At 74.3% G+C, this 25,077-nt stretch carries 18 protein-coding genes; 9 read left to right on the plus strand and 9 right to left on the minus strand.

What is annotated here, in order from left to right:
* Window positions 1-2 precede the first annotated feature (2 nt).
* Both ACIA6A_RS01640 and ACIA6A_RS01645 read right to left on the minus strand, forming a co-directional pair.
* Window positions 3-2,684 carry an FtsX-like permease family protein gene (locus tag ACIA6A_RS01640; protein ID WP_396095432.1) on the minus strand — a complete coding sequence of 894 codons (2,682 nt, stop codon included), beginning with the start codon at window positions 2,682-2,684 and terminating at the stop codon, window positions 3-5.
* The gene (locus ACIA6A_RS01645; RefSeq protein ID WP_396095433.1) at window positions 2,681-5,809 is read right to left on the minus strand and encodes an FtsX-like permease family protein; all 3,129 of its coding nucleotides are present in this window, start codon (window positions 5,807-5,809) and stop codon (window positions 2,681-2,683) included. The genes ACIA6A_RS01640 and ACIA6A_RS01645 overlap by 4 nt, the downstream gene beginning before the upstream one ends.
* A 228-nt stretch (window positions 5,810-6,037) precedes the next feature.
* Between ACIA6A_RS01645 and ACIA6A_RS01650 the strand changes: the two genes are divergently transcribed.
* Window positions 6,038-6,190: a hypothetical protein gene (locus ACIA6A_RS01650; RefSeq protein WP_396095434.1), complete on the plus strand. Its 153-nt coding sequence runs from the start codon at window positions 6,038-6,040 to the stop codon at window positions 6,188-6,190.
* Between the two features lie 17 nt (window positions 6,191-6,207).
* On the opposite strand, the gene ACIA6A_RS01655 is transcribed toward ACIA6A_RS01650, so the two are convergent.
* Entirely contained in the window at window positions 6,208-7,131 is a 924-nt protein-coding gene (locus tag ACIA6A_RS01655) for a 2-hydroxyacid dehydrogenase (RefSeq protein ID WP_396095436.1), read from the minus strand.
* A gap of 169 nt (window positions 7,132-7,300) precedes the next feature.
* The gene (locus ACIA6A_RS01660) at window positions 7,301-7,489 is read right to left on the minus strand and encodes a hypothetical protein (protein WP_396095437.1); all 189 of its coding nucleotides are present in this window, start codon (window positions 7,487-7,489) and stop codon (window positions 7,301-7,303) included.
* 436 nt (window positions 7,490-7,925) lie between these two features.
* Between ACIA6A_RS01660 and ACIA6A_RS01665 the strand changes: the two genes are divergently transcribed.
* The 5 genes from ACIA6A_RS01665 (at window position 7,926) to ACIA6A_RS01685 (ending at window position 15,396) form a co-directional block, all read left to right on the plus strand.
* Window positions 7,926-9,131 carry a winged helix-turn-helix transcriptional regulator gene (locus tag ACIA6A_RS01665; protein WP_396095438.1) on the plus strand — a complete coding sequence of 402 codons (1,206 nt, stop codon included), beginning with the start codon at window positions 7,926-7,928 and terminating at the stop codon, window positions 9,129-9,131.
* A gap of 37 nt (window positions 9,132-9,168) precedes the next feature.
* The gene (locus ACIA6A_RS01670; protein WP_396095439.1) at window positions 9,169-12,000 is read left to right on the plus strand and encodes an AfsR/SARP family transcriptional regulator; all 2,832 of its coding nucleotides are present in this window, start codon (window positions 9,169-9,171) and stop codon (window positions 11,998-12,000) included.
* 279 nt (window positions 12,001-12,279) lie between these two features.
* On the plus strand, window positions 12,280-12,810 hold the full coding sequence (locus ACIA6A_RS01675; protein ID WP_396095440.1) for a sigma-70 family RNA polymerase sigma factor: 531 nt from the start codon (window positions 12,280-12,282) through the stop codon (window positions 12,808-12,810).
* Between the two features lie 349 nt (window positions 12,811-13,159).
* Window positions 13,160-14,086 (plus strand): pyridoxamine 5'-phosphate oxidase family protein, encoded by a 927-nt coding sequence (locus tag ACIA6A_RS01680; RefSeq protein WP_396096424.1) that lies wholly within the window; start codon window positions 13,160-13,162, stop codon window positions 14,084-14,086.
* 188 nt (window positions 14,087-14,274) lie between these two features.
* On the plus strand, window positions 14,275-15,396 hold the full coding sequence (locus ACIA6A_RS01685; protein WP_396095441.1) for an LCP family protein: 1,122 nt from the start codon (window positions 14,275-14,277) through the stop codon (window positions 15,394-15,396).
* A gap of 6 nt (window positions 15,397-15,402) precedes the next feature.
* Here ACIA6A_RS01685 and ACIA6A_RS01690 read toward each other — a convergent pair whose 3' ends face one another.
* From ACIA6A_RS01690 to ACIA6A_RS01710, 5 genes are all read right to left on the minus strand, one after another.
* Window positions 15,403-15,978 carry a DUF664 domain-containing protein gene (locus ACIA6A_RS01690; RefSeq protein ID WP_396095442.1) on the minus strand — a complete coding sequence of 192 codons (576 nt, stop codon included), beginning with the start codon at window positions 15,976-15,978 and terminating at the stop codon, window positions 15,403-15,405.
* Window positions 15,975-17,168: a threonine synthase gene (locus ACIA6A_RS01695; protein ID WP_396095443.1), complete on the minus strand. Its 1,194-nt coding sequence runs from the start codon at window positions 17,166-17,168 to the stop codon at window positions 15,975-15,977. The genes ACIA6A_RS01690 and ACIA6A_RS01695 overlap by 4 nt, the downstream gene beginning before the upstream one ends.
* 26 nt (window positions 17,169-17,194) lie before the next feature.
* Entirely contained in the window at window positions 17,195-18,613 is a 1,419-nt protein-coding gene (locus tag ACIA6A_RS01700) for an MATE family efflux transporter (protein ID WP_396095444.1), read from the minus strand.
* Between the two features lie 85 nt (window positions 18,614-18,698).
* The gene (locus tag ACIA6A_RS01705) at window positions 18,699-19,136 is read right to left on the minus strand and encodes a MarR family winged helix-turn-helix transcriptional regulator (protein ID WP_396095445.1); all 438 of its coding nucleotides are present in this window, start codon (window positions 19,134-19,136) and stop codon (window positions 18,699-18,701) included.
* Window positions 19,137-19,161: 25 nt separating this feature from the next.
* Entirely contained in the window at window positions 19,162-21,432 is a 2,271-nt protein-coding gene (locus ACIA6A_RS01710) for a putative bifunctional diguanylate cyclase/phosphodiesterase (RefSeq protein ID WP_396095446.1), read from the minus strand.
* 189 nt (window positions 21,433-21,621) lie between these two features.
* On the opposite strand from ACIA6A_RS01710, the gene ACIA6A_RS01715 reads away from it, so the two are divergent.
* The 3 genes from ACIA6A_RS01715 to ACIA6A_RS01725 all read left to right on the plus strand — a co-directional run bounded on the left by ACIA6A_RS01715 (window position 21,622) and on the right by ACIA6A_RS01725 (window position 25,061).
* On the plus strand, window positions 21,622-22,503 hold the full coding sequence (locus tag ACIA6A_RS01715) for an alpha/beta hydrolase (RefSeq protein ID WP_396095448.1): 882 nt from the start codon (window positions 21,622-21,624) through the stop codon (window positions 22,501-22,503).
* Between the two features lie 119 nt (window positions 22,504-22,622).
* Entirely contained in the window at window positions 22,623-24,095 is a 1,473-nt protein-coding gene (locus tag ACIA6A_RS01720) for a diguanylate cyclase (protein WP_396095449.1), read from the plus strand.
* A 114-nt stretch (window positions 24,096-24,209) separates the two neighbouring features.
* Window positions 24,210-25,061, plus strand: a complete 852-nt coding sequence (locus tag ACIA6A_RS01725; protein WP_396095450.1) for an LLM class flavin-dependent oxidoreductase — start codon at window positions 24,210-24,212, stop codon at window positions 25,059-25,061.
* Window positions 25,062-25,077: the final 16 nt, after the last annotated feature.

Genomic DNA, 25,077 nt, shown 5'->3' on the forward strand with positions numbered 1-25,077 from the left:
CATCAGTTCTCCTCTCCCAGGCGTAGCGATTCACCGAGGCGCATCCGGCGGTGCGCCGCGCTCTCCACCGTCACCGCGGTGACCAGGCCGGCCACCAGCAGGCCGAGCGCCCCCACCAGCAGCAGCGGGTCGATCCCGACGCGGGCCGGCATGCCGGCGGTGAACGCGTCCAGGCCCAGCGCCGCGCCGATCAGCCGGGGCAGCGCCCAGCCGACCGCGGTCCCGGCCACGAACGCCACCGCGAGCAGCGGCGCCAGCTCCAGGACCAGCAGGTTGCGGCCCTGGCCGCCGGTCAGGCCGAGCGTGCGCAGCCGCGACAGCGACCGGCCCCGGCCCGGGGCGTCGGCGAGCACGGCCAGGCCGACCGCGAGCAGGGCGAGCACCACCGAACCGGCGGCACCGCCGGTGAAGACGAAGCCGAGCAGCGCGTTCACGCCGTCGGACTGCAGATCGTGGCGGTACTGCTCCCAGGTCACCATCGCGGCCCGCCGGGGCAGCTGCGCGTCGGTGACCTCGGTGGCGTCCGCGTCGACGGTGCGCCGCAGCAGCCCGAGGTAGTACTCCCGCTGGCCCGCGTCGGCGGCGGCCAGCACCGCGTCCGCGCCGAACCCCTCACCCGCGATCAGGTAGCGGGTGGGCACCAGTGGCTGGACCGCGGGCACCGGCAGGGCGTTCCACGGCAGCGCGATGAAGTGCCGGGTGCCGCCGAGGCCGAGGCCGGGCAGGCTGTCGGTGACGGCGGCGACCCGGAACGGGTAGAACTGGCCCTGCACGCTCACGGTGCCGCCGGTGCCGACCAGCGCCGCCGTCTCGGACGAGACCACCGCCGGGATCGGGCCGGTGTCCCGGCCGGCGCCGAGCGCCCCGGGCAGGCGCGGCCCGTCGCCGCGGCGGGCCAGGGCCGCGTTCGCGGCGGCTCCGTCGACCACGACCAGCTGGTCCTGGGTGCGGCGGCGCCCGTTCGCGCCGACCACCGGCACGCCGGAGCCGATCAGCATCGGGACCGCCGCGGTCACCCCCGGCACCCGGGTCAGCAGAGCGCCGGTGTCCGGCGCGAAACCGAATCCGGTCACCTGCGCGTCGGCCGTGATCGCCAGATCGGTGGCGTCGTCGCGGGCGTCGCCGATGGTGGTGCTCACGGCGGCGGTGAAGACCCCGGTGGCGGTGGCCACGATCAGCACGGCGACCGGCCCGGCGGCCAGCGGCGCGCCCCGGCCCGCCCGGGCCAGGCCCAGGAAGGCCACCAGGCCCCGCCCGCGGGCGGCCAGCCGGACCGCCTGCCGCAGGGGCCACGGGATGAGGCGCACGACCAGCAGCGCGGCCGCCGCCCCGAGCAGCAACGGCACGACCGACAGGAACGGGTCGACGCCGTCCTGCAGGCCGCGGCGCCGCACGAGGACGACACCGAGCACGGCGAGCAGGAGCAGGGACACCTCCACGGTGACCCGGCGCGCGCTGAACCGGGGCACGACCCGTCCGCCGTGGGCCCGGGAGCGGGCGGCGACCACCGGCCCGACGCCGGTGGCGAGCACCAGCACCGCGGCGATCAGGACCCATTCCAGACCCCCGGGACGGCCGGGGAACCACGTGGCGGCGAACCAGCCGGCCAGGACCGCGGGCACGGTCACCACCGCGGTCTCGGCGAGTGTCCGCAGGCCCACCGTGCCGGCCGTGGCGCCCCGGGCCCGCAGCAGGGTGAACTCCTCGCGCCGCCGGTCGGCCATCAGCAGCGCCGCCAGCACCAGCAGACCGAGCACGGTGGCGGCCAGACCGGAACCGACGATCGCCACGGTCGCCTCGGCGCTGCGCCGTTGCTCGTCGAACGCCTCGAGCGCACCGTCGAGACCGGTGGACAGCTGCAGGTCCCGCTGCCCGGCCGTGCGGCGGCCGTCGACGACCGCGGTGATCAGCGGCTCGATGTCCGGGACGGTCAGCGTCTGTGTGGCGAGCCGGAAACGCCAGTGGTAGGCGAGCCGACCGGTCCCCCGCCCGGCGAGCAGCGCCCCGGGCGCGTCGGTGAGCAGGTCCGCCCGGAACGTGAAACCGTCGTCCGGGATCGGGCAGAGCAGCCGCTCGTTGTCCAGGCCGTCCCAGAACGGCGCGGTGGCGGCCCGGGGCTCGAAGATGCCGACGACCCGGATCGGGGTCTGCCCGCCGGTGGTGTCCGCGAGGTCCAGCCGGGTGCCGACGCGCAGGCCGCCGAGCCGGGCGGTCTCCCGCGAGACCATCGCCTCGGCGACCGTCCGGGAGGCCGGGGACCGGCCCTCGACCACGGTGACGGCCTCGCCGGAACCGCTCTGGTGCCGGATCCGCAGGGACGGACGGCAGGGCCCGGTGTACGGGGCCGGGCCGGACACCGCCACGCCGGGCACATCCGTGTCGGCGACGAACCAGCGGTCCTCGACGAAGCCCGGCACCGGGGCGGGCAGCGCCTTCTCGATCTCACCCAGGATCCGCGGGCCGTCCTGCGGGTCGGCGTCGCCGACCAGCGCCGGGGTCGCGGTGTAGGAGAGGTCGCGGGCGGCCCACGGCAACGCGCTGACGTCGCCGCGCAGGCCACCGTCGGTGTAGTCGTTCACCAGCCGGGGCGCGGCGACGGCCAGCAGAGCCGCGGCGAGCGCGAGGGTGGCGGACAACCCGAGATGACCGGAGTACGCCCGGATCCGGCGCAGGACCGTGCTCACTTGTCCGCTCCCAGGTTCAGCCGGGCGGTGGCCAGGCGCCGCCGCAGGGTCGAGCCGGCCAGCGCGCTCAGCCCGAGGGCGAGGGCCAGCAGCAGCGCCGCGGTGCCGCCCGCGCGCCACCAGTCCACCACGAGGAACGGCGGCGGGACCGGGCGCGACGCCTGCGGGGTCAGGATCAGCAGCGGCGCCATAGTGGCCGCCACGCCGACGCCGACAGCCAGGCCGGCGAGCACGCCGACGCCGGCGAGGAACGCCTGTTCGGTCACCATCGACCGGGCCAGCATCCGCGGGCCGGCGCCGAGGGTGTGCAGCACGGCCAGCTCGCCGATCCGCCGCCGGGCGGTGGTCCGCACGTCCACCAGGACCCCGGCCGCGGCCAGCAGCAGGGCGCCGATCGCCGCGGCGAACAGGGCGGTGCGGCCGCCCACGCCGTACGCGTCGGTGGCCGCGGCGGCGGCCGCGTCGCGGCGGTCGATCACCCGCAGGTTGCGCAGGGCGGCGGCCCGATCGGCCGCCTCCCGGTGCGTCGCCGCGGGCACCGTCAGCCACCACTGCTGGACACCGTGGGTCAGCCCGGCCCCGTACAGCAGCCGGGCCTGCAGCGTCGGCAGGTCCACCAGCACGGCGGCGTCGCTCGCCGAGCCCGGCACCGCCACGATCGTGCCTGCCAGGCGCACCGGCACGTCGGCGCCGCCGATCCGCAGCGTGGTGTCGCGGCCGGCGCCGAGCCGCAGATTGTCCCGCGCCCGGGCGGTGGCGACCACCGGCACCGGCCCCGGTGCGACCGGGCGGACCACGCCGAACTGGACCCGGCCGGTGCCCGCGGGCGTGATGGTCACCTCCAGGACGCCGTCCGCGACCCGCACGTCCCCGGCCTTCTCGATGCGCCCGGCGACCGTCCACCGGTCGTCCAGCGGCACCGGCGTGCCGTCGACGGCCAGCCCGGACATCGTGATCGTCACCGCCTCGTTCCACCATCCGGCGTCGGTGCCGGTCAGCACGCCGGCCAGCCGCAGCGGGCCGTTGCGGGCGGGCAGCTCGACGCTGAACAGGCCGCGTTCCAGCCGGACCGGCACGTCGGCGCCGTCGCGGTCGACGAACACGGCGGTCAGCGACGGCACGCCGAGCGATCCGGCCAGCTCGATGCGGCCGGTCAGCCGCCCGCCCGCGGGCAGTTCCAGCAGCGCGGGGGCGGGCCGAGCCGAGGTCAGGGCCGCGGTCAGGGCGGCGGCACCGCCGGGATAGAGATCGGAGCGCAGGTGTACGCCCTTCCCGGCCGCGTCCGCGTCGATCGCGACCAGATCGGCGGGGTCCGCGTCCGGACCGGCCTGCACGCTCTCGCGCCACGCCGGCAGCACCTCGGTGACGCCGGGCAGGCCGGTGAGCGTCGCGAGCCGGCCGGCCGGCGCCGTCCCGGTGGTCTCGACGAGGCGCAGGTCGGCGCCGGCGTCGTGGTCCGCCTGGTCGGTGCCGGAACGCTCCGCGGTGGCGGCCAGGCACCACCCGACCGTGCTCGCGGCGACCGCCAGGGCCAGCAGCAGCACCGGGCCGGCGTGCGGGCGGCGGCCGGCCTGCCACATCCCGAACAGCGGGGCGAACCGGTGACCACGGCCCAGGAGCCGCTCGGAGATCCGGGCCGCCGGCGCCAGCAGCCGCAGGGCCAGCGTGGCACCGGCCAGGATGCCCAGGGTCGGGGCGGCGGCGAGCAGCGGGTCGATGCCGAGGCCGCCGGACGCGCCGGCGGCCACCGGTGAGGAGTACTGCCGCAGCTGCAGCCAGCCGAGCACCGCGACGGCGATCAGCACGACGTCGGCGCCGGCGCGCTGGACGGCGGCGCGGCGGTTCGGGCGGGACCCGGCCACCAGGTCGTCGACGTAGGTGCGCCCGCGCAGCGCCGGGACCGTGATCGCGACGGCGCAGCCGGCCCCGGCGGCGATCGCCACCAGCCACAGCACCGGAGCGGGCCACCACCCCGCCGCGGTGGCGACGGTGAGCCCGGACCAGGACCGGGACGCGGCGTACCGCACGGCGGCCGCGGCGAGCGGGGGTGCGACGAGGACCGCGGGCAGGACCACCGCGACGGCCTCCCCGGCGGACAGGCCGGCCAGCTGCGCGGAGGTGGCGCCCCGGGCCCGCAGCAGCGCGGACTCGCCGCGGCGGTGCTCGGTGAGCAGCGCCGCGATCAGCACCAGGGCGAGGCCGCTGAGCACCGCGACCAGCAGCAGCGGGGTGACCAGCGCGGACCGGCCGACCAGGTCGGCGCGGGCGAGCCGGTCGGCGAGGTCGCCCAGCCGGCTCTCGACGACGGCGGAGCTGCCCAGACCGGTCGCGGCGGCCAGCTCGGTGCGCTCGGCCGCGGCGGCGTCGGCGGCCCGGCGCACGTCCGGGACGCCGGCGCCGGCGAGGTCGGCCCGCACCAGCCAGGCGGCGGACGCGCTGGTGATGAAGCGGAGGTCGAAGTCGGCCCGGTCCACGACCAGCGGGCCGTAGGTCGCCGAGCCGGCGCCCACCCCGGCGGCCACGTCCGGGGCCAGCTGCCAGTACGGGTCGGTGGGCACGCGCGGCTGCCAGACGCCGCTGACCACGAGCTCGGTGACCGAACCGTCGACCCGGTCGGTGACCGGCACCCGGTCACCGACACCCAGGCCGAGGACGCGCGCGGCGCCCGCGCCCACCGCGGCCCGCACCGGTGACGCACCCGCCTCGGGCCAGGCACCGGCGGTGAGCTCGGCGTGCGCGGGCAGGTTCTCCAGGAACGCCACCGCGGCGTAGACCACGCCGCCGGAGTCGGGGACCGCGTCGCCGGTGTCGCCCGACAGCTCCCGGCCGGCGGCGTACCCGGCGCCGGCGACGGAGACCGGGCGGGAACCCAGGCCGCCGGCGAACCGGCCGCGCACGGCCGCGTCGCGTTCGCGCAGCCCGGCGGCGCCCTTCCCGGCGGACCCGCGCACCAGCACGGCGCTCTCGGCCGGTGCCGCGGCCACGACCCCGGCCGCTCCCGCCGCGACCACCTGGCGGCTGAACGCCACGAGACCGGTCAGCAGGAGCGTGGCGATCAGCGCCAGGGCCCCCGCGGCCGCGAGCAGCGAGCGTGCCGCACCGGCACGTCGCACCACCAGACTCATCCCGTGCTTCCTCCCACGTCCCCCGTCGCGCGGAAGCGACTATAGAGGTAAGACGCCGCCGCGGTGGGGTTTGTTGATCGGCCCCCGGGCACATTTTCGGCTCCGATATGGACGAACTGTCACGATCCACCGGGCTGGACCGTCCCCAGGATCGGAGGGCCACGGAGAAGGAGTTCGATATGACGCAGGCAGCGCAACGCGGAGTTCCTGCTCGGCACCGTCACCGATGTGGACCCGGTGGCGCGCACGGTCACCGCGACGTCGTTTTTCGGGCACGACGACGATGCCGAGCACGCCCCCAGCCGCAAGACCGTCGACGACGCGCTGGAACTGCGCGCCCGGAACGCGTTGCGAAAAGCGGCTCCCGCGGTACGACCCTGACCGTCCGGCCCCGATGCTCAGCGGGCGAGATTGCGCAGCGGCTCACCGGCGAAGTGCCGGGCGGCCTGCGCGGCGGCCAGCCGGTAGACCCGGTCCAGCATCCCCTCGGTGATCGCCCCCACGTGCGGGGTGATCAGTACGTTCGGCAGCCCCCAGAGCGGGTCGTCGGCGGGCAGCGGCTCGGGGTCGGTGACGTCGAGCGCGGCGTGGAGCCGGCCGCCGATCAGCTCGGCCCGCAGCGCGGCGGCGTCCACGACCGGGCCCCGGGCGGCGTTCACGACCAGGGCGCCGTCCGGCAGCGCGGCGAGGAACTCCGCGTCCACCAGCCCCCGGGTGCCGTCGGTCAGCGGCACCAGCAGCACGACCACGTCGGCGCGGGGCAGCAGCTCCGGCAGCTCTTCGACGGCGCGTACGCCGCTGTCCGGCCGGGCGGTGCGGGCCACCATGGTCAGCTCGACCTCGAACGGGGCGAGCCGGCGCGCGGTGGCCGTACCGATGTTGCCGGCTCCGATGATGAGGATCCGCTTGCCGGCCACGTCGGCGGTCGGCGCCAGCCAGGTGTGCGCCCACTCGCGGGCCCGCTGCGCGCGCTGGAACGCCGGGAACGCCCGGATGCTGGTCAGGATCGCGGTGACGACCCATTCGGCGGTGGCCGCGTCGTGCACGCCCCGCGCGTCGCAGAGCGTCACGTGCGGCGGCACGACGCCGGTCCAGGCGTCCGAGCCGGCGCTGGGCAACTGCACCACCCGCAGGTCCGGCAGCTCGCCCGCGAGGCCGCGCAGGGACGGCTGACCCAGGATCGTCGGCACCCAGAACTCGACGCCCCCGGGTGCGGACGGCAGGGTGTCGGGATTGTCGGCGACCTCGACGACCACCTCCGGCGGGAGGTTGTCGAAGTAGGCCAGACCGGCCTTGTGCGGGATCCAGATCTTTGCGCTCACATCGCTATCGAACGCGAGAAAGTGTCCAGCATTCAGGAAAACGTGAGTGCCGATGATCACAAGGGACGCAGAGTGAGGAGGTGGCCACCGCACGGGGGGACGCTGGCCACCTCACCGCTACAAACGAGCAGCAAAAGCCCCGGTTCATTCCGGTACACGGTGACGTAGCTCATACCTCCCGCTCGGCCGCCACCAGGTGCGGGAAGCCGGCCACCGCCCCGGTGAACGCCGCCGGATGGTCCCGGTGCGCATACCGGCCGCTGTGGTGCTCGTGCTGCAGGACCGCCCACCAGCACCATTGTCGGGGTCCGCAGGCGGCGCAGCTCGGCGCGGCGAACGGTTGCCACCGGCTCGACATGGACGACGGTGAGATGCTCCTCGAGGTCCGGCATCCGCAGGTCCTCCCAGCCCGAGACGGGACGGCCCGGCGAGGGGTGGCCGGGCCGGACCACGCAGACCGGGCCGGAGCCGGCGGCGCGGTAACGCCGGACCGCACCGTCGACCACCGCGCCGATGATGCTCGTGCGGTTCTGCGTCCTGGGCCCGGCGTGGCGACACCGGCCGGCCGGAAGGGGCCCGGTTCGCACACCGGGCCCCTTCGTCCACAACCCCGGACGCCCCCCGGCCGGGCTGTGGCAGTGGCGGGCTCGGATCAGGCAGCACCACGGTAGGCGGCCGTAGTGCCGAACCAGTGCGGATCTTGTGAAGCCGCGGTGCCGCCGGCGGCGGACGGCGTTCCGCGAAACTACGTCCCGACGGTGAACGCCGGACTCGCCCGCACGTCGATGTGGTTGATGACCGCGACAGGAGAGACACCGCCGGCCACCGGTAACACCCGGTGGTCGCGGACCAACCGTGAACTGCGCCGGGGCCTCGTCGTGGCGACCCTGGAGGCGTTGCAGCGGCGCGGCGAGCTGACCATCCGCGAGCTGGCACCGGCGGTCGGCATGTCGATCGTCACCGCGAACAAACTGCTCCGCGAGCTCACCGAGACGGGAACGGTGCGGACGGTCACCCGGCGGCCGACCGTACGTGGTCCCAAGCCCCGGCTGTTCCGGCTGCCCCCCACCCGGTTCGTCACCGTCCACGTGGCGGGCGGGTCGATCACCGCGGTCGCCGGCGGCTTCGAGGGCGACGGCACCGCGGTCACCGCACCGGGCGGCGCCGGCCCGGCACAACTGGCCGACCTCGTCGTCCGCGCCACCGCGGCCCCCGCAATGGACGGCGGACCGGGGTCGGGCAGCACCGGGTTGAACAGCGCTGGGTCGGGCAGCGCTGGGTCGTGGGCCCGGCACCCGCCGGCGGCCGGGCGGGCCGGGGCGGCCGGACGGCCGGTGCGCGGTCCCGGCCCGGGGTCCCGGACGGCCGGTCTGTCCGGTGTGGTGATCGGTACGCCGCCCGGGACCGGGCCGCCGGCCCGGGAGCTGCGGGACCGGCTCGACGCCCCGGTGCGAGTACACAGCAACGCCTACCTCGCGGCGATCGCGGAGGCCCGGATCGGGGCCGGCCGGGGACACCCGGCGTTCGTCCTGGTCGCGGCCGATCCGGAGACGACGGTGACCCTGGTCCGCGACGGGCGGCCGCACGAGGGCGCGCACCGGGCCGCGGGTGTCCTGGACCGCTACCTGGCGCACCTCGACCTGGCGCACCTCGACCTGGACCGGGTCCCCCCGCCGGTGCGCCGGGTGGCCGGCGCGGTCGTGCTGGCCTGCCTGATCGCCGACCCGGAGCTGGTGGTGCTCGCGCCGGACCTCGGCGCCGGCCCGGAGGCGGTGCGCGCGGCCGTGACCGGGCTGGTGCTGTCCGCCCCGCGGATCGTGGCCGGTGCCGTGCCCGGCGACCCGGTGCTCGCCGGCGCCCGCCTGCTGGCCTCGGCCGCCGCCATCGACGACCTGGCCGACCGGGCGGTCGGGCGGGCCGGCCCCCGCGCGGACGTCCCCGGGCCGGTGAACGGGCACCCGGGAGCGCCGGGTATCCGACAGAACCATGATCGTCGGTAGTACTTGATTCACGTCGTGAGGAGATACCGTGGCGGCGATGCGCGACGCCACCACCGGGCCGGTCCGGTTCCAGCTCCTGGGTCCGCTACGAGTCACTCGTGGCGGCACGGAGCTCGATCCCGGTGCCCGCCAGCCCCGGCTCGTCCTCGCCCTGCTGCTGGCGCGGGCGGGTGCTCTCGTGGGCATGCGGGACCTCGCCGAGCTGCTCTGGGCCGGCGACGCCCCGGCCAGCGCCGCCAACGTGGTGCACCGGCAGGTCGGGGCCCTGCGCCGGGTCCTGGAGCCCGGGCTCGCGGCCCGCGACGCGGGACGTTTCATCAGCCGGCGGCTCTCCGGTTACCAGCTGAGCGTGACCGGTCACGACGTCGACCTGCTCCGCTTCCGCGCCGACGTCCGGCAGGCCCGGGAACGGACCCGGGCGGGCGACCACGGGCGCGCGCTCGAGGACTACCTGTCGGCGCTGACGCTGTGGCAGGGCCGGTGCGCCACCGGCCTGGAACCGGCCGGTCACACCCACCCCGCGTTCACCGGCATCGAGGCCGAACGGGTCCGGGCCGTCCGGGACGCGACGGACGCGGCGACCCGCACCGGCGAGCCCCGACGGGTGCTGCCGTATCTGCTGCAGGCCGCCGAGCACCACCCGCTCGACGAGACCCTGCAGGCCGGGCTGCTGCGCGCCTACACCGCCGACGGCCGCCGGGCGGAGGCGATCGAGACGTTCCGGGCCGTCCGGGAACGCCTGCGTGACCAGCTGGGCGTCGACCCGGGCCCCGAACTCCGCCACGCCTACGACGCCGCCCGGCGCCGGGCGGCGCCCACCACCATCACCGCCGCGGCTACCGCCCCCGTGGCGCCGGGCGCGGTCTACCGGCCCGCTCAGCTGCCCCCGGACCAGCCGTTCTTCGCCGGGCGCGGCGACCTGGTCGCGCGGGCCGGGCGGATCGCCGGACAGACCGGGCCGGGCGGGCCGCAGGTCATCGCGATCGACGGGATGCCCGGCGTCGGCAAGACCACGCTCGCCGTGCGTCTGGCCCATCTGCTCGCGGCCGGCTACCCCGACGGGCAGCTCTACGTCGACCTGCGGGGATTCGACCGGCAGGGGTCCGTGATGAGCCCGGGCGAGGCGCTGCGGGGATTCCTCGGGGCACTGGGGATCGCCCCGCAGGACGTGCCCGCCGAGCCGCACGCGCAGGCCGGGCTGTTCCGCAGTGCGCTCGCCGGCAAACGGGTGCTGATCGTGCTGGACAACTGCCGCGACTCCGAGCACGTGCGCGATCTGCTGCCCGGCGCCCCCGGGTGCCTGGTGCTGGTGACGAGCCGCAACCGGCTGACCGGGCTGCTCACCTCCTCCGGCGCCCATCCGCTGCCGCTGGGCCTGCCCACGGCTGTGGAGGCCCGGGAGGGACTGAGCCGCCGGATCGGTGCCGAGCGGGTCGGCGCCGAGCCCGGGGCGGTGCAGCGGATCATCGAGAGCTGCGGGCGGTTGCCGCTGGCCCTGGCCGTGGTGGCGGCCCGGGCGGCCGGGAGCCCGGACGTCCCGCTGGAACGCATCGCCGGGGAACTCGCCGCCGCCCAGGGCAGTCTGGACGGTTTCGACAGCAGCGATCCCGGGACCGATCTGCGGGTCGTCTTCTCCTGGTCGTACCGTGCGTTGTCGCACGGCGCGGCGCGGCTGTTCCGGCTGATGCCCGCACATCCGGTCCGCGACCTGTCGATCGCCGCCGCGGCAGCCCTGACCGGCGTGCCGGTGCGGGCCGCCCGGGCGCTGATCGGCGAGCTCAACCGGGCCCACCTGATCATCGAGCGGCAGCCCGGGCGGTACCGGACCCACGATCTGCTGCGGGCCTACGCGATCGAGCTCAGCGCGGAGCACGACACGGCGGCCGAGCGCGAACGCGCCGCGGCCGGCGCCGGGCGGTTCTACCGGGCGAGTGCCTATGCCGCTCATCGGCACCTGCTCGCGTACCCCGTGTTCGAGCCCTTGACCGAGGCCGGCGGCGCGGACGCCGGGCTGAGTTTCGCCGGTCGCACCGAGGCGATGCGCTGGTTCACCGCCGAGCAGCCCGTCCTGACCGAGCTGGTCCGGTCGGCCGCGGCGGACGGCCGGGCCGGTGACGCGTGGCGGCTGGCACTGGCGATGCAGCAGCATTTCGAGCACAGCGGCCGGTGGCTGGACTGGGCCGCGACGGCGCAGGTGGCCCTGCAGGGCGCGGCGATCGCCGACGATCTCCCGGGACAGGCCCGGATGCATCGCAGCCTGGCCGGGGCGCACTACTTCCTGCGCCGCTTCGACAAGGCCGTCTTCCATCTGGAGCGGGGCCGGGAGCTGCTGACGGAGCTGGGGCTGAGCGGGGAGCTGACCCGGGTCCGGATCAACCTGGCGATGATCCGGCGCGAGCAGGGCCGCCACGCCGACGCGATCGCCGAGCTCGCCGGGATGCGCCGCGGCGGGGCGGGCAAGCAGCGGGCGGACGCGCTGGTCGTCATGGCCGCGTCCAGCACCGCGCTGGGCCTGCACGACCAGGCCGGGCAGCTCGCGCGGCAGGCGATGCGGATCTTCGAGGGGTATCAGGACCTCAGCGGCATCGGCGACGCGTGGCTGGTCCTCGGGCGGATGCACCACCACCGGGGCCGGACCGACGAGGCGGTCCGGGCGTGGCGGGAGGCCGCCGGCGCCTACCGCGGGGCGGCCGCCGACGCCCCGGCCGCGGACGCGCTCGCGCTGATCGGTGACGTGCTCGCCGAGGGCGACGACGACGCGGCCGCCACCGAGGTCTGGCGGGAGGCGCTGGCGCTCGTCCCGGACGGCCGGTCGCCGGTGGCGCGGGCGATCCGGGAACGGGTCCGGCTACTCAGCCCGGCCCGGTGAGACCCCGTCCCTGCGCATACCCCAGGACAACGGCGGCGGGGCCGTCGAGTTCACCGTGGAGTCGATGACGTTCGGTGAATGGCTGTTGACGCACAGCCCGGAAGAACCATAATGAACGGACGACACCCCGGCCTCCGCATTGACGACCATGCGCAGATAAACAGCTACAGCCGGTCACTACACTCGTTCGTCAGTCCATTGTCACTGGGATATCAGTGGGTCCTCCTACGGTTGCCGGAAAGCGGTCCATCCGCATTCGTCTGCACCGGGGGAATTGTCGTGACAACCGTCCTGGAACCGAGTGCCCCACCGGCCGTGGGGCCGGTCGACCGGATGACCGCCCTGCACGCGGACCACGCCGGCGATCTCCTGCGGTTCCTGCTCGGGCTCACCCGCAGCGAACGCCAGACCGCCGAGGACCTGCTGCAGGAGACCATGCTCCGGGCCTGGCGGCACATCGAGGCCGTGCCCCGCGACGACGAGGGCGCCCGCCGCTGGCTGTTCACCGTCGCCCGCCGGCTCGTCATCGACACGGTCCGGATGCGCCGCACCCGCCCGGCCGAGGTCAACCTCATGGACTTCACCTGGGTCCCGGGCGGCGACGACACCACCGCCAGCGCGCTGGCGGCGCATTCCATGCGGCACGCGTTCAGCCGGCTCAGCCCGGCCCACCGCGACATCCTGGCGAAGGTCTACCTGCGCGGCGCGTCGACCGAGGAGGTCGCCACCGAGCTCGGGGTCCCGGTCGGCACGGTCAAGTCCCGCGCCCACTACGCGCTGCGGGCCCTGAAGACCGGCCTCGACGTCTGAACTCGGCGCGCACCTGTCGCAGGGTCCGCTGCAGGAGCAGATCGCCGTCCTCGGGCGGCCCGTCCAGCTCCATGAAGTCCCGCATCACGACATCGGGCATCGCCACCTCGGGCATCGCAACGTCGGGCATCGCGACGTCGGGCAGGAGGGGCTCGGTGGGCCGGCTGTGCGACGTCCTCATGCTGGCGGTTCCGTCCGGATCGCGTGCCGCTGGGTGTCCTGCCCGGTCATACGGATCGCCGCCGGGCCGCGGTTCAGCACCCTACCGTGATCTTTTGCCGGGACGCCGGTCCGGATCGGCGACGGGGGCTTCCGGGCCGGTTCCGCGCTGCTGCATCATGGCGGCGTGATGCTTGCCGATCCCTCCGTGGCGCCGCTCGTCGACGCCTACCGCACCTGTGAATTCGTCACTCTCGCCAAGGACGGCACGCCGGTCGCCTGGCCGGCCTCGGGGCTTCCCCGGGCCGGTGGGGGCTTCCTGCTGACGACCTCGATCGGCTTCCCCCAGAAGGCTTTCAACGTACGCCGTGACGGGCGGGTCGCCCTGTTGTTCTCCGACCCCACCGGCAGCGGCCTCGCCGACCCGCCGCACGTGCTGGTCCGGGGCACCGCCACCTGCGCCGACGTCGTGCACACCGAGCCGGAGGGCGAGCTGCGCGACCTGTGGCTGCGGCTGTACGCCCGGCAGCCCGGCTCGCGGGTGTATCCGTCGGTGCCGGCCCGCTGGTTCACCGACTTCTACTTCATGCGGTTGCTCATCGAGGTCACCCCGGCGTCCGTGGAGGTCGTCGCGGCGGGCACCACCGGCGTCTCCACGGTCATCGGGTCCACTGTGGTGGGAAGTGACGTGCTCTCCGCGTACCCGTCGGCCGTGCTCGCCTCGCTCGACGCCGGTGGCGCCCCCCAGCTGCACCGGACCGCGGTGGCCGACCACCCCGGTGGCGGTTTCGCCGTCGACGGCGGCGCCGCGGCGCCCGGACCGGCGAGCCTGCTGGTGCACCGGCACGACGAGAAGCTCAGCGCCCTGCACAACGCGCTGGTCCGGGGCACGCTCGAGCGCGACGGTGACGCCTGGGTGCTGACGCCGTCCGGGGTGACGCAGCCGGCCGGCCGGGGCCCGGCCGATGTCGTCGCCACGATGCGCCGGTGCCGCGCCACCACCGACCGCTATCTCGCCAAGCGGCAGCTGGCCCGGCCGGTGGTCCCGTGGGCGGAGTACCGGGCCCTCGCGAAGGCGGCGAGACAGAGATCACATTCGGTACCTGACATCGGATGATCTGATGCCGTGGAAGGCTTTCCAGGCGTTTTGTGACACAGGAATCCCTGGATTCGCTGAGCTAACATCCGGCTTCCCCGACCGACGCAACGTTCGCCGGGTCCGAACCCGTCTTAAGTACCGAGGGTCCACGGCCGAAAGGGAACAGTGTGAGGAAAACAGCGCGAGCGAGGCGTCGCCCGTCCCCGGTGTGGGCCCGTTGGCTGATCGGTGCCGGGGTCTTCCTGGTCATCGCCAGCGGCGGCTCGCTGGTCGGCGCCAAGGTCGTGCTGAGCTCCGCCACCGGGGCCGTGACCGAACAGAACCTCATCGGCAAGGCGAAGACCACCACCGAGCGCAAACGGGCCGACGTGAAGGGTGCCAAGAACATCCTTCTCGTCGGCCTGGACACCCGGCCCAGCTGGAAGAACAAGGAGCCCAGCCGGTCGGACTCGATCATCCTGGTGCACCTGCCGGCCGACCACTCGCCGATCTACATGGTGTCGCTGCCCCGCGACAGCTACGTCGACATCCCGGCGTACGACAACGGCGCGCAGAGCTACCCCGGCGGCAAGAACAAGATCAACTCGGCGTTCGCGTTCGGTAGCCGGGGCCTCGACGGTGCCGCCGCCGAGGCGCACGGCTTCGAGCTGCTCGCGCTGACCGTCAAGGAGCTCACCGGCATCACCCCCGACGCCGGCGCGATCATCGACTTCGAGGGCTTCAAGGACGTCGTCAAGGTCCTCGGCAAGGTCTGCATGTACGTCGACGAGGACGTCACCTCGATCCACGTGGGCCACACCGCGGACGGCAAGCAGGCGGTGCCGTACAAGACCGACTCGTCCGGGGCGAACCCGCGCAAGGTCGCCGGCGTCACGGCGAACTTCTACGCGAAGGGCGACCACTGCTTCACCCCGGTGGAGGCCCTCGACTTCGCCCGCCAGCGCGACCTGCTCGCGCTGCGCGACTCCGACTACGGCCGGCAGCGTCACCAGCAGCAGCTGCTCAAGGCCATCATCAGGCAGGCGGTGAAGGACGGGCTCAGCTCCCCCACGAAGCTGCCCGGCCTGGTCACCGCCGTCGGCAGGACGATGACGGTGGACAACGGCGGCATCTCGCTGGAGGACTGGGCGTTCGCCCTGCGCGGCACGAACCCCGACGACCTCATCACCATCAAGACCAACGACGGCACGTTCAACAGCGAGTCGATCTCCGGCATCGGCAGCGTCGAGATCCTCAGCGACACGACGATGGACCTGCTCGAGTCCGTCAAGAAGGACAAGGTCGACACGTTCCTGCAGGAGAACCCCTCCTGGATCACCGAGAGCTGACCGCGCTCAGGACGCGAACGGGTCGCGGCCCGAGCGGGGCCGCCACCCGGGCGGCGGGTCCTCGCCGGTCAGCCCGTCCACGGACTCGCGCAGCAGATCGGCGTGCCCGGTGTGCCGGCCGTACTCCTCGATGAGGTCGCAGACCAGCCGGCGCAGGCTGACCACCTGGGCGTCCGGGCCGGTGATCGCGGCCGGCTGGTCCAGGCCGCCGCCGGCCATCGCCGCGCCGAACGTCGCCCGCGAGCGCGCCACGGCGTCGTCCCAGTACGCGTACAGCCGCTCGGGCGGATCCTCGGCCGCCGACTCGAACTCCCAGTCCTCGGCGCCGGCGGCGGTCCCGGCCCAGGCCATCGGCAGCTCGTCGCGGAACTTCATCACGAAGATGGAGTCCTCCACGAGCGCGAGGTGCTTGAGCAGCCCGCCGAGGGTCAGCGCGGACGCGCCGATCCGGGCCCGCAACCCGTTCGCGCCCAGGCCGTCGGCCTTCCACCGGAACGTCACCCGGAGCCGGTCGAGGGCACCGGCGAGATGCTCGGCCTCGGTGCCGGCGAACGGCGGCTCCCACGGGCTGTCTGCGGTCATCCGACCACGGTAGCGGCGACCTCGACGGTCTCCGGGTATTTGAGGCCGGTGCCGGTGTTCAGCACCACGACCGTGTCCCCCTCGGCGATGAAGCCGGTCTCCCGGAGCTCGCGCGCCGCCGCCATGCAGGCCGCGCCCTCGGGGCAGATGAACGTCCCCTCGTCCGCCGCGAGCTGCCGCAGCTCGGCCAGCAACGCGTCGTCGCTGACCGCGATCGCGGTGCCGCCGGTCTCGCGTACGGCCCGTAGCACGAGGAAGTCGCCCAGCGCCTTGGGCACGGTGATGCCGAACGCGACGGTGTGCGCGTCCGGGAACGGGGTGCTCACCTCGGCCCCGGCGTGGAACGCCTCGACGATCGGGGCACAGCCGGTGGCCTGCACGGCGACGAGCCGGGGCAGCTTCTCCCCGATCAGCCCCAGTTCCCGCATCTCCAGCAGCGCCTTCCAGATGCCGATGAGCCCGACCCCGCCGCCGGCCGGGTACAGGATGACGTCCGGGACCCGCCAGCCGAGCTGCTCGGCGATCTCGTACCCCATCGTCTTCTTGCCCTCGAGCCGGTAGGGCTCCTTCAGGGTCGACACCTCCTGGTAGCCGCCGCGCTCCCGGACCAGCGCGTTGACCACCGTGGCGGCGTCGCCGATCAGCCCGTCCACCAACAGCAGCTCGGCGCCCGCGGCGACGCACTCGGTGCGGGTGATGGCCGGCGCCGCGAGCGGCATGGCGATGAGGCATCGCAGCCCGGCGCGCGCGGCGTAGACGGCCCAGGCGGCGCCGGCGTTGCCGTTGGTGGGCATGGCCACGCCGGTGACACCGAGCTCGGCCGCCCGGGACACACCCACCGCGGCCCCGCGGGCCTTGAACGTGCCGGTCGGGATCAGCCCCTCGTCCTTCATGAGCAGCCTCGGTACGCCGATCCGGGCCCCGTACCGTGCAAGTGTCAGCAGGGGCGTCATCCCCTCCCCCAGCGAGACCACCGCGGCGGGGTCCCGCACCGGCAGCACCTCGTGGTATCGCCACAGTGTCGGCGTCCGCCCGGCGAGGGCCTCGCGCGTCATGCTCCGCCCGGCGAGCTCCAGGTCGTAGCGGGCGAGCAGCGGCACTCCCGCCGCGCTGACCCCCTGGACCACGTCGGCGTCGTAGCGCTCGCCGGTCCGGGAACATTCGAGATGACCGAGGGAGGAGTGGCTCATGACCTCAACGTACCCACCGGGCCTGCTCACGCCTCGGCCAGCTCGAGGGCGCGCTCCAGGCTGCCCTGGGCCAGGCCCCGGTCGATGGCGGCCCGGAACCCGAGCCACAGCACCACCCCGGCCAGGACCACGGTGACCTCGGTGACGGTCAGCGCCCAGACGATGCCGCCCAGCCCGAACCAGAGGTTGCCGAGCAGCACGACCGGGATGAACAGCACGCCCTGGGTCACCGACATCACGGTCGCGGCCAGGGCCCGCCCGGTGGCCTGGAACAGCGAGGTGAGCAGGCCGGTGAAGCCGTTCGCGACCATCGCCACGAGCTGCGCGGTGAGGATGGTGACGCCGGTCGCGAGCACCGAGGGGTCCGCCACGAACGCCGAGAACACCTGGTCGCGGAAGACGAACACGGCCACCGCGAACGTCAGCGCGATGCCGCCCACCGCGACCGCGGAGCCGCGCAGCGCCGCTGTCAGACGGGCCCGGTCACCCTTGCCGTACGAGTAGGCGAGCAGCGGCAGTACGCCGAACGTGACGCCCATGACCAGGAACTCCGGCACCTGGGCGATGCGGACCGCGACACCCATGGCGGCGAGCGGGCCGTCCCCGTACCCGGCGGCGAGGTCGTTGAGCACCAGCGAGGTGACGATCAGGAACGCGGACTGCAGCAGCGTGCCGACGCCGACGCCGAGGACCGGGCGCAGCACCTCGGGCGCGAGCGTGAACCAGCGCGGCGCGAGGCTCATGTGCTCGCTGTGCCGGGCGAGCCAGACCGCGAAGTAGCCGATGACCACGAGGTTCGCGAGTCCCATCGCCAGCGCCGCCCCGGCGACCCCCCAGTGCAGCACGAGGATGAACAGGACATCGAACAGCACGTTCGCGGCGGTGGAGGCGATCAGGCCGAGCATCACCTGCCGGGCGGCGCCCTCGGCGCGGACGAGTTGCTCGAGGCAGACCGACGCGGCGAGCACGGGTACGAACGCGAGCATGACCCCGACGAACGCCCGGGTCGCGGGCACGGCGGCGGTGTCCGCGCCGAGCAGCGCCACGACCGGGTGCAGCAGGAGCAGCCCGGCGCCGCCGAACACCGCCCCGGTGAGCACCGAGCCCCACAGCGCGAACGACGAGACGTGCCTGATCCCGGCGGCCTGGGCCGGGTCGTGCTCCGACGCGCCGAGCAGCCGCGAGACGAGCGCGCCGCCGCCGACGCCGAACACGTTGCCGATCGCCATGACCAGGCCGAGCACCGGGGCGCCGAACGTGACCGCGGCGAGCAGCGCGGTGTCGTGCAGCGAGCCGATGAAGCCGGCGTTGACCAGGTTGTAGACGGCGCCGACGAGCATCGCGGCGGCCATCGGCACGCAGAGGTGCACGAGGGCGCGGACGATCGGGGCGGACGAGAGGTACCAGCGGTTGGTGCCGGGTACGTCGGTGGGGGTGACGGTCATGGCGGTGCCTTTCGGGCAGGGTCCAGCGCGCGACGGCGGGACACCGTCACGGGAGCGGGGAGCGGGGAGCGGGAAGCGGGTGGGGTCAGCGGGTCGGGTGCGGCAGCTCCGCGGTGACCTTGGTGAGCAGCGCGTGCAGGGACTCGCGTTCGGCCGGGTCGAGCGGGCCCAGCAGGCTCTCCTCGATGCCGGCCATGGCCGCGTGGAACCCGGCGATGAGCTCGGCGCCGGCCGGGGTGGCGTACACCCGCTTGCTGCGCTCGTTGCCGGGATCGGTGCGGCGTTCGACCAGGCCCCGGCGTTCGAGGCCCTGCAGCAGGCTGGAGACGCTGGCCGCGCTGGTGCGGGTGACCTGCGCGAGGTCGCGCTGGATCGCGCCGGGCCGCTGGACCAGGTAGCCGAGCGCGAAGCTCTGCTCGTGGCTCAGCTCGCGCTCCTTGATCCAGTCCTCGCCGGCCTTGCGCTGGGCCCAGCCGATCCAGCGGAGCAGGTCGAGGGTGCTGGTGAGCTGCGGTGCGTCCATAGTAAGAACTATGACTGTTAGGGCTCTAACTGTCAATGCTCATACTGATGGAGCGCAGCACCCCGGTCGCCACGGCGGCCTCCAGCGGCCGGTGGAAGTGGTAGCCCTGACCGAAGCCGCACCCCATGCCGGCCAGCATCCGGGCCTCCCCGGCCGTCTCGATGCCCTCGGCGACCACGCTCATCCGGAACGCCATGCCGAGCCGGACCACCGCCTCGGCGACCGTGCGCGCCTCCACGTCGCCGGCGATCCCGGTGACGAACGAACGGTCGATCTTGAGGATGTCGACCGGCAGGCGGCGCAGGTAGCTCAGCGCGGAGTAGCCGGTACCGAAATCGTCGACCGCGATCCGGATGCCGAGGTCCCGCAGGGCCTCGAGGCGTGCGACGGTCGGCGCGTCCGGTTCCAGGATCACCCCCTCGGTCAGCTCGAGGACCAGCCGATCGGGCGGGAAGCCGGTCTCGTCGAGGATCCCGCGGATGATCTCGACCAGGGCGGGCAGCACGACCTGCTTCGGCGACAGGTTGACGCTGAGCCGCAGCCCCTCGGCGGCGGGCAGCGCCGAGCGCCACTCGGCGCCCTGCCGGCAGGCCTCGCGCAGCACCCACTCGCCCAGCGGGACCACCGCCCCGGTCTCCTCCGCGAGGTCGATGAACGCGCCCGGCAGGAGCAGGCCCCGCGCCGGGTGGCGCCAGCGGACCAGCGCCTCGACCCCGACGATGCCGCCGTGGGCCAGGTCCACGATCGGCTGGTAGTGCAGCACGAGCTCGTCGCCGGCGATCGCCCGGCGCAGTTCGGCGTCCCGGGCCCGCAGGTCGAGATCCGGGGTGTAGAGCTGATAGCGGCCCCGGCCGGAACGCTTCGCCGCGTACATGGCGGTGTCCGCGTGCTGCAGCAGCGCCTCCCCGCCGGCGGTGTCCTCGTCGCGGATCGCCACGCCGATGCTGGCCTCGACGCCGAGCAGGTGCGCGCCGAAGATCACCGGGGTCCGCAGCGCGTCGACGAGACGCTGGGCGATGCGCTCGGCCACCGCGCGATCGGGGAGGTTCTGCAGGATGACGGCGAACTCGTCGCCACCGAGGCGGCCCGCGGTGTCGCCGGAGCGGATCACCGAGCGCAGCGCCGTGGCCACCGCGCAGAGCACCGCGTCGCCGGCCTCGTGGCCGTACCCGTCGTTGATGGGCTTGAAGCGGTCGAGGTCGATGAGCAGGACGGCGGCGTGCCGGCCCGGGCGCAGCGGCTGGCGGGTGAGCCCGGCGAGCCGCTCGGCGACCAGGGTCCGGTTGGCCAGGCCGGTGAGGCCGTCGGTGACCGCGAGTTCGCGGTTCTCGCGCAGCGCGTACATCTGGCGGGCGACCACGATCGAGGTCAGCAGGATCGCGCCGATGATCATGCCGCCGAGCGGGTAGATCCCCTCGGCCCGGGCCAGCACGCCGAGCAGGGCGTAGGCGAGCGCGATCGCGCCGTACGGCAGCCAGCCCGCCCGCGACCGGGCCGGCCGGTCACCGCCGGGCCCGGCCCCGCCCTCGTGGTAGCCGCGGTGGGCGGCGAGGACCAGCAGCTGGCAGCCGGCCAGCCACAGCAGGTCGGGCCACATGCCACCGACAAAACCGTCGTGCAGCTGGAGGTACGCGTACGAGGTGTCCGCGACCACGAACAGCCCCACCGCGCCGGCCAGCAGCCGCACGGCGACCGTGACGGAGCGGCGCAGCAGCAGCATCGCCAGCGCGAGTACGAGCAGCAGGTCCCCCACCGGCAGCGCCGCCGAGTACGCGATCCCGCTGATCGTGGCGTCCCGCGCGACGATGATCGGGCCGAGCACGAGGTACCACAGCACCATGAACGTGCTGGCCCCGACGGTCAGCGCGTCCAGGGCCAGCTTGACCGCGTCGGCCCGGGTGCGCCGCACGCCGGCCAGCAGCAGCAGACCGGTCAGCATGAACGGGACGAACGCGAGGAAGCAGTAGTCGGCGAACGCCGGGTACGTGAGCGAGTGCAGGATCGCGTCCTCGACGAACCACGACGTGTGGCCGGCCAGTTGACAGAGGAACGCGGCGGCGATGAACTGCCAGGCCCGGCGGGTCCGGGGGTCGAGCCCGCGACGGCGCACGGTGCGCACCGAGAGCAGCGTGAAGACCACCGAGACCGGCACGTAGACCGCGTCGGTCACGAACACCCGCAGGTCGTCGTCACCCCAGCCGCCGAGGTGGAAGACCAGGAACGCGGCGACCAGCACCGTGCTGCCCGCGACGGCCGCGCCGGCGAGCCGATCCGCGCCTTCCCGGTTTCGCGCCACGTCATGACATCGGCCGCGGCACGCCCGGACTGAGCCCGGACCGGGTACCGGCCCGCAGCTCATGGCGTATGACAGCGCTGCCATACCACGAGGTTCGGTGCCCGGCAGGATTACCTGTTCACGTGCACACACGTAGCGTATCGATGAGTCTCAATCAGAGACGCGCACCCGTCCTAGGGAGTACGAAGCATGTCATCACAAGTGACACGTGCCCTGCGCGCCGCTCTCGTCGGCACCCTCGCCCTTGCCACGGCGTTCGCGGGGACCACCGCCCCGGCCGTGGCCGCGGCGGCGAACCCGTACGAGCGCGGGCCCGCCCCCACCGTCAGCAGCATCGAAGCGAGCCGGGGCTCGTTCGCCACCGCCACCGTCACCGTCGCACGCTCCGCCGTCAGCGGCTTCGGCGGCGGCACGATCTACTACCCGACCAGCACCGCCGTGGGCACGTTCGGCGCGGTGGCCATCTCCCCCGGCTTCACCGCGTCGCAGTCCGCGGTCGCCTGGCTGGGACCGCGGCTCGCGTCACAGGGCTTCGTGGTCTTCACCATCGACACCTCCAGCACCCTGGACTCCCCCGACAGCCGCGGCACCCAGCTGCTGGCCGCCCTGGACTACCTGACCGGCAGCAGCTCGGTCCGGACCCGGATCGACGCCACCCGGCTCGGCGTCATGGGCCACTCGATGGGCGGCGGCGGCAGCCTCGCGGCCACCCGGACCCGGCCCGCCCTGCAGGCGTCGATCCCGATGACGCCGTACCACACCACCAAGTCGTGGACCACGGTGAAGACGCCGACCCTGATCATCGGGGCGGAGAGCGACTCCGTAGCGCCGGTGGCCTCGCACGCGGAGCCGTTCTACACCAGCCTGCCGAGCACCCTCGACAAGGCGTACCTCGAGCTGAACAACGCGTCACACTCGGCACCCACGTCGACGAACGTCACGGTGGCGAAGTACAGCATCTCCTGGCTCAAGCGCTTCATCGACAACGACACCCGCTACGAGCAGTTCCTGTGCCCGGCCCCGTCGGGCTCGGCGATCCAGGAATGGCGTGACACCTGCCCGCACTCCTGACCGCGACGGTCCGGGTGCGTGCCGCGCCGGCCACCGGCCGAACGGCCACCGGCCGAACGACTACCGGCCCGCACCCGGACCGGACCGCAGTGCTACCGGCCGGGGGCCACCCTGACCGCATGAGCAGATCCGACGCCGTACCGCTGGCCCGGCGCCCGGCCGCGTGGCAGTGGTGCCTCGCCGCCGCCCCCGTCGTGGCCGTGCTGTACTACGCGCTCATCGCGCTGGGACCGCACTGGGCCGCCCTCCAGGTGACCGCGTACGCGAGCGCGAACGGATCCGTGGTCGCCGCCGCGATCGTGGCGGCCCGCCGCCACCGCACGGCCCGCGCGGCCCTGCTCCTGATCGCGGCCGGAGCCGCCACCGGTGTCGTCGGCGATCTCATCTTCTACATCCTGGCCCTGGCGGGCGGTGAGGTCGTCTACCCCAGCGCCGGCGACCTCAGCTATCTCGCCACGTACCCACTGCTCGCCGCGGGCATGCTGCTCATCGTGCGCCGCCGCACCCCCGGCTGGGACCTCGCCAGCGTCGTCGACGCGTCGATCGTCGCGGTCGGCACCGGGTTCCTCGTGTACGCCCTCGTCATCGCACCCACCGTCGCGGTGGCCCCGGAGAACCTCGCCACCCTGGTGTCGGTGGCCTACCCGGTCGGCGACCTGATGCTGCTGGCCGTCGGCGCGCGGCTGATGCTCGGCGCCGGGCCCCGGACCCCGTCGCTCGGCGCGCTCGGCGCCCACCTCGGTCTCGTCCTGTTCGCCGACACGGCCTACTTCATGCAGACCATGAACGGCTCGTACGAGGTCGCCAACGTGCTGGACGGCATCTGGATCGCGGCCGCGTTCGTGCTCGCCGCCGGTCTGCTGCACCCGTCGGTCGAGCTGATGATCGCACCGTCGTCCACCACCACCCCGGACGCCACCCCCGGCCGCCTCGTCCTGCTCGCGACCGCCGCGCTGATCGCGCCGGTCACCATGCTGGTGCAGCACCTGCTGGGCACCGAACCACCGGTCGCGGCCGGGATGCTCGCCTGCATCGTGCTGTTCCTGCTGGTCCTCGCCCGAATGGCGGGCCTGGTCCAGGCCCAGCGGCACGCCGCCATCACCGACGGGCTCACCGGCCTGCGCAGCCGCCGGTACCTCACCGAGGCCCTGCACACCGAGACCGCCCGGTCGTCGCGCTCCGGCGTGCCGGTCGCGATGCTGCTGCTCGACATCGACCACTTCAAGAGCGTCAACGACACGTACGGGCACAACAGCGGCGACCAGGTCCTCGTGGAGGTCGCCGACCGCCTGCGCCGCCTGGTGCGCCCGGGCGACCTGGTGGCCCGCTACGGTGGCGAGGAGTTCGCGGTGGTCCTGCCCGGCGCCGACCTGGGCGAGGCCCGGATGGTGGGCGAGCGCATCCGCCGCGGCATCGCCTCGGCCCCGATGACCGTCGGCCTCAACCGGCAGCAGACGGTCACCGTGTCGGTCGGCCTGTCCGGCATCCCCACCCCCTGCGGCGACGTCGACGAACTGGTCCTCGCCGCCGACCGCGCCCTGTACGCCGCCAAGCACGCCGGCCGCGACCAGGTGGCCGGCGCCACCTCCTGACCAGGTCCGCCCACCGCTCGGCCGCCCACCCCCGGCCGTGCACCCTCGGCCGCGGGGTCGTTTGTCCACAAGGGATACATTTCCTCCGTTGCTTCCTCGACGAAGGGAATTCCTGTGAAGATCGGCATCGGCATCCCGAACCAGGTCCGTGATGTGAAAGCCGCGGTGATCCCCGCGTGGGCGGTCGCCGCCGAACGGGCCGGCTTCTCGGCGGTCAGCACCGTGGGCCGGCTGGCCTACCCCGGCGTGCTGGACACCGTGGCGCTGGCCGCCGCGGCCGGGGCCACCAGCACGATCGGGCTGTTCAGCAATGTCATGCTCGCCCCGGTCTGGCCGGGTGCCCTGTTCGCGAAGGAGATCGCGGGCATCGACGGCGTCTCCGGCGGCCGGCTGACCCTCGGCATCGGTGTCGGGCAGCGCCCGGACGATTTCCTCGCCGAGGGCTTCGGCCCCGGTGACCGCGGCCGCCGGATGGACCGCGACCTGGAGACCTACCGCTCGGTGTGGGCCGGTGAGCCGATCGGTGGCGGCACCAGCCCGGGCGTGCCCGCCGGCACCCGGCAGGTGCCCCTGCTGTTCGGCGCCGGCAGCCCGCGGGCCCTGCGGCGGATGGCCGAGCACGGCGAAGGGTACGTCGCCCCCTCGCTGCCGGCCGCCATGATCGGTGACACGTTCGACGCCGCCCGCGCGGCGTGGCGCGAGGCCGGCCGCGACGGCGAACCCCGCCTGGTCGCCATCGCGTACGTCGCGCTCGGCGACCCCGGCCGGGGCCTCGCCAACGTCGCCGACTACTACGCCGGCTCCGGCCCGTTCACCGACCTCGCCGTCAGCGGCGTACGCACCACCCCCGGACAGGTCAAGGACGTGGTCCAGGCGTTCGCCGACCTGGGCGCCGAGGAACTGTTCCTCAACCCGACCACCGACGACCTCGACGAGATCTCCCGCGTCGCCGAGATCGTGTTCTGACCGGACGCCCCTGACG

This window comes from Actinoplanes sp. NPDC051494 (assembly GCF_044454705.1).
Lineage (GTDB): Bacteria > Actinomycetota > Actinomycetes > Mycobacteriales > Micromonosporaceae > Actinoplanes.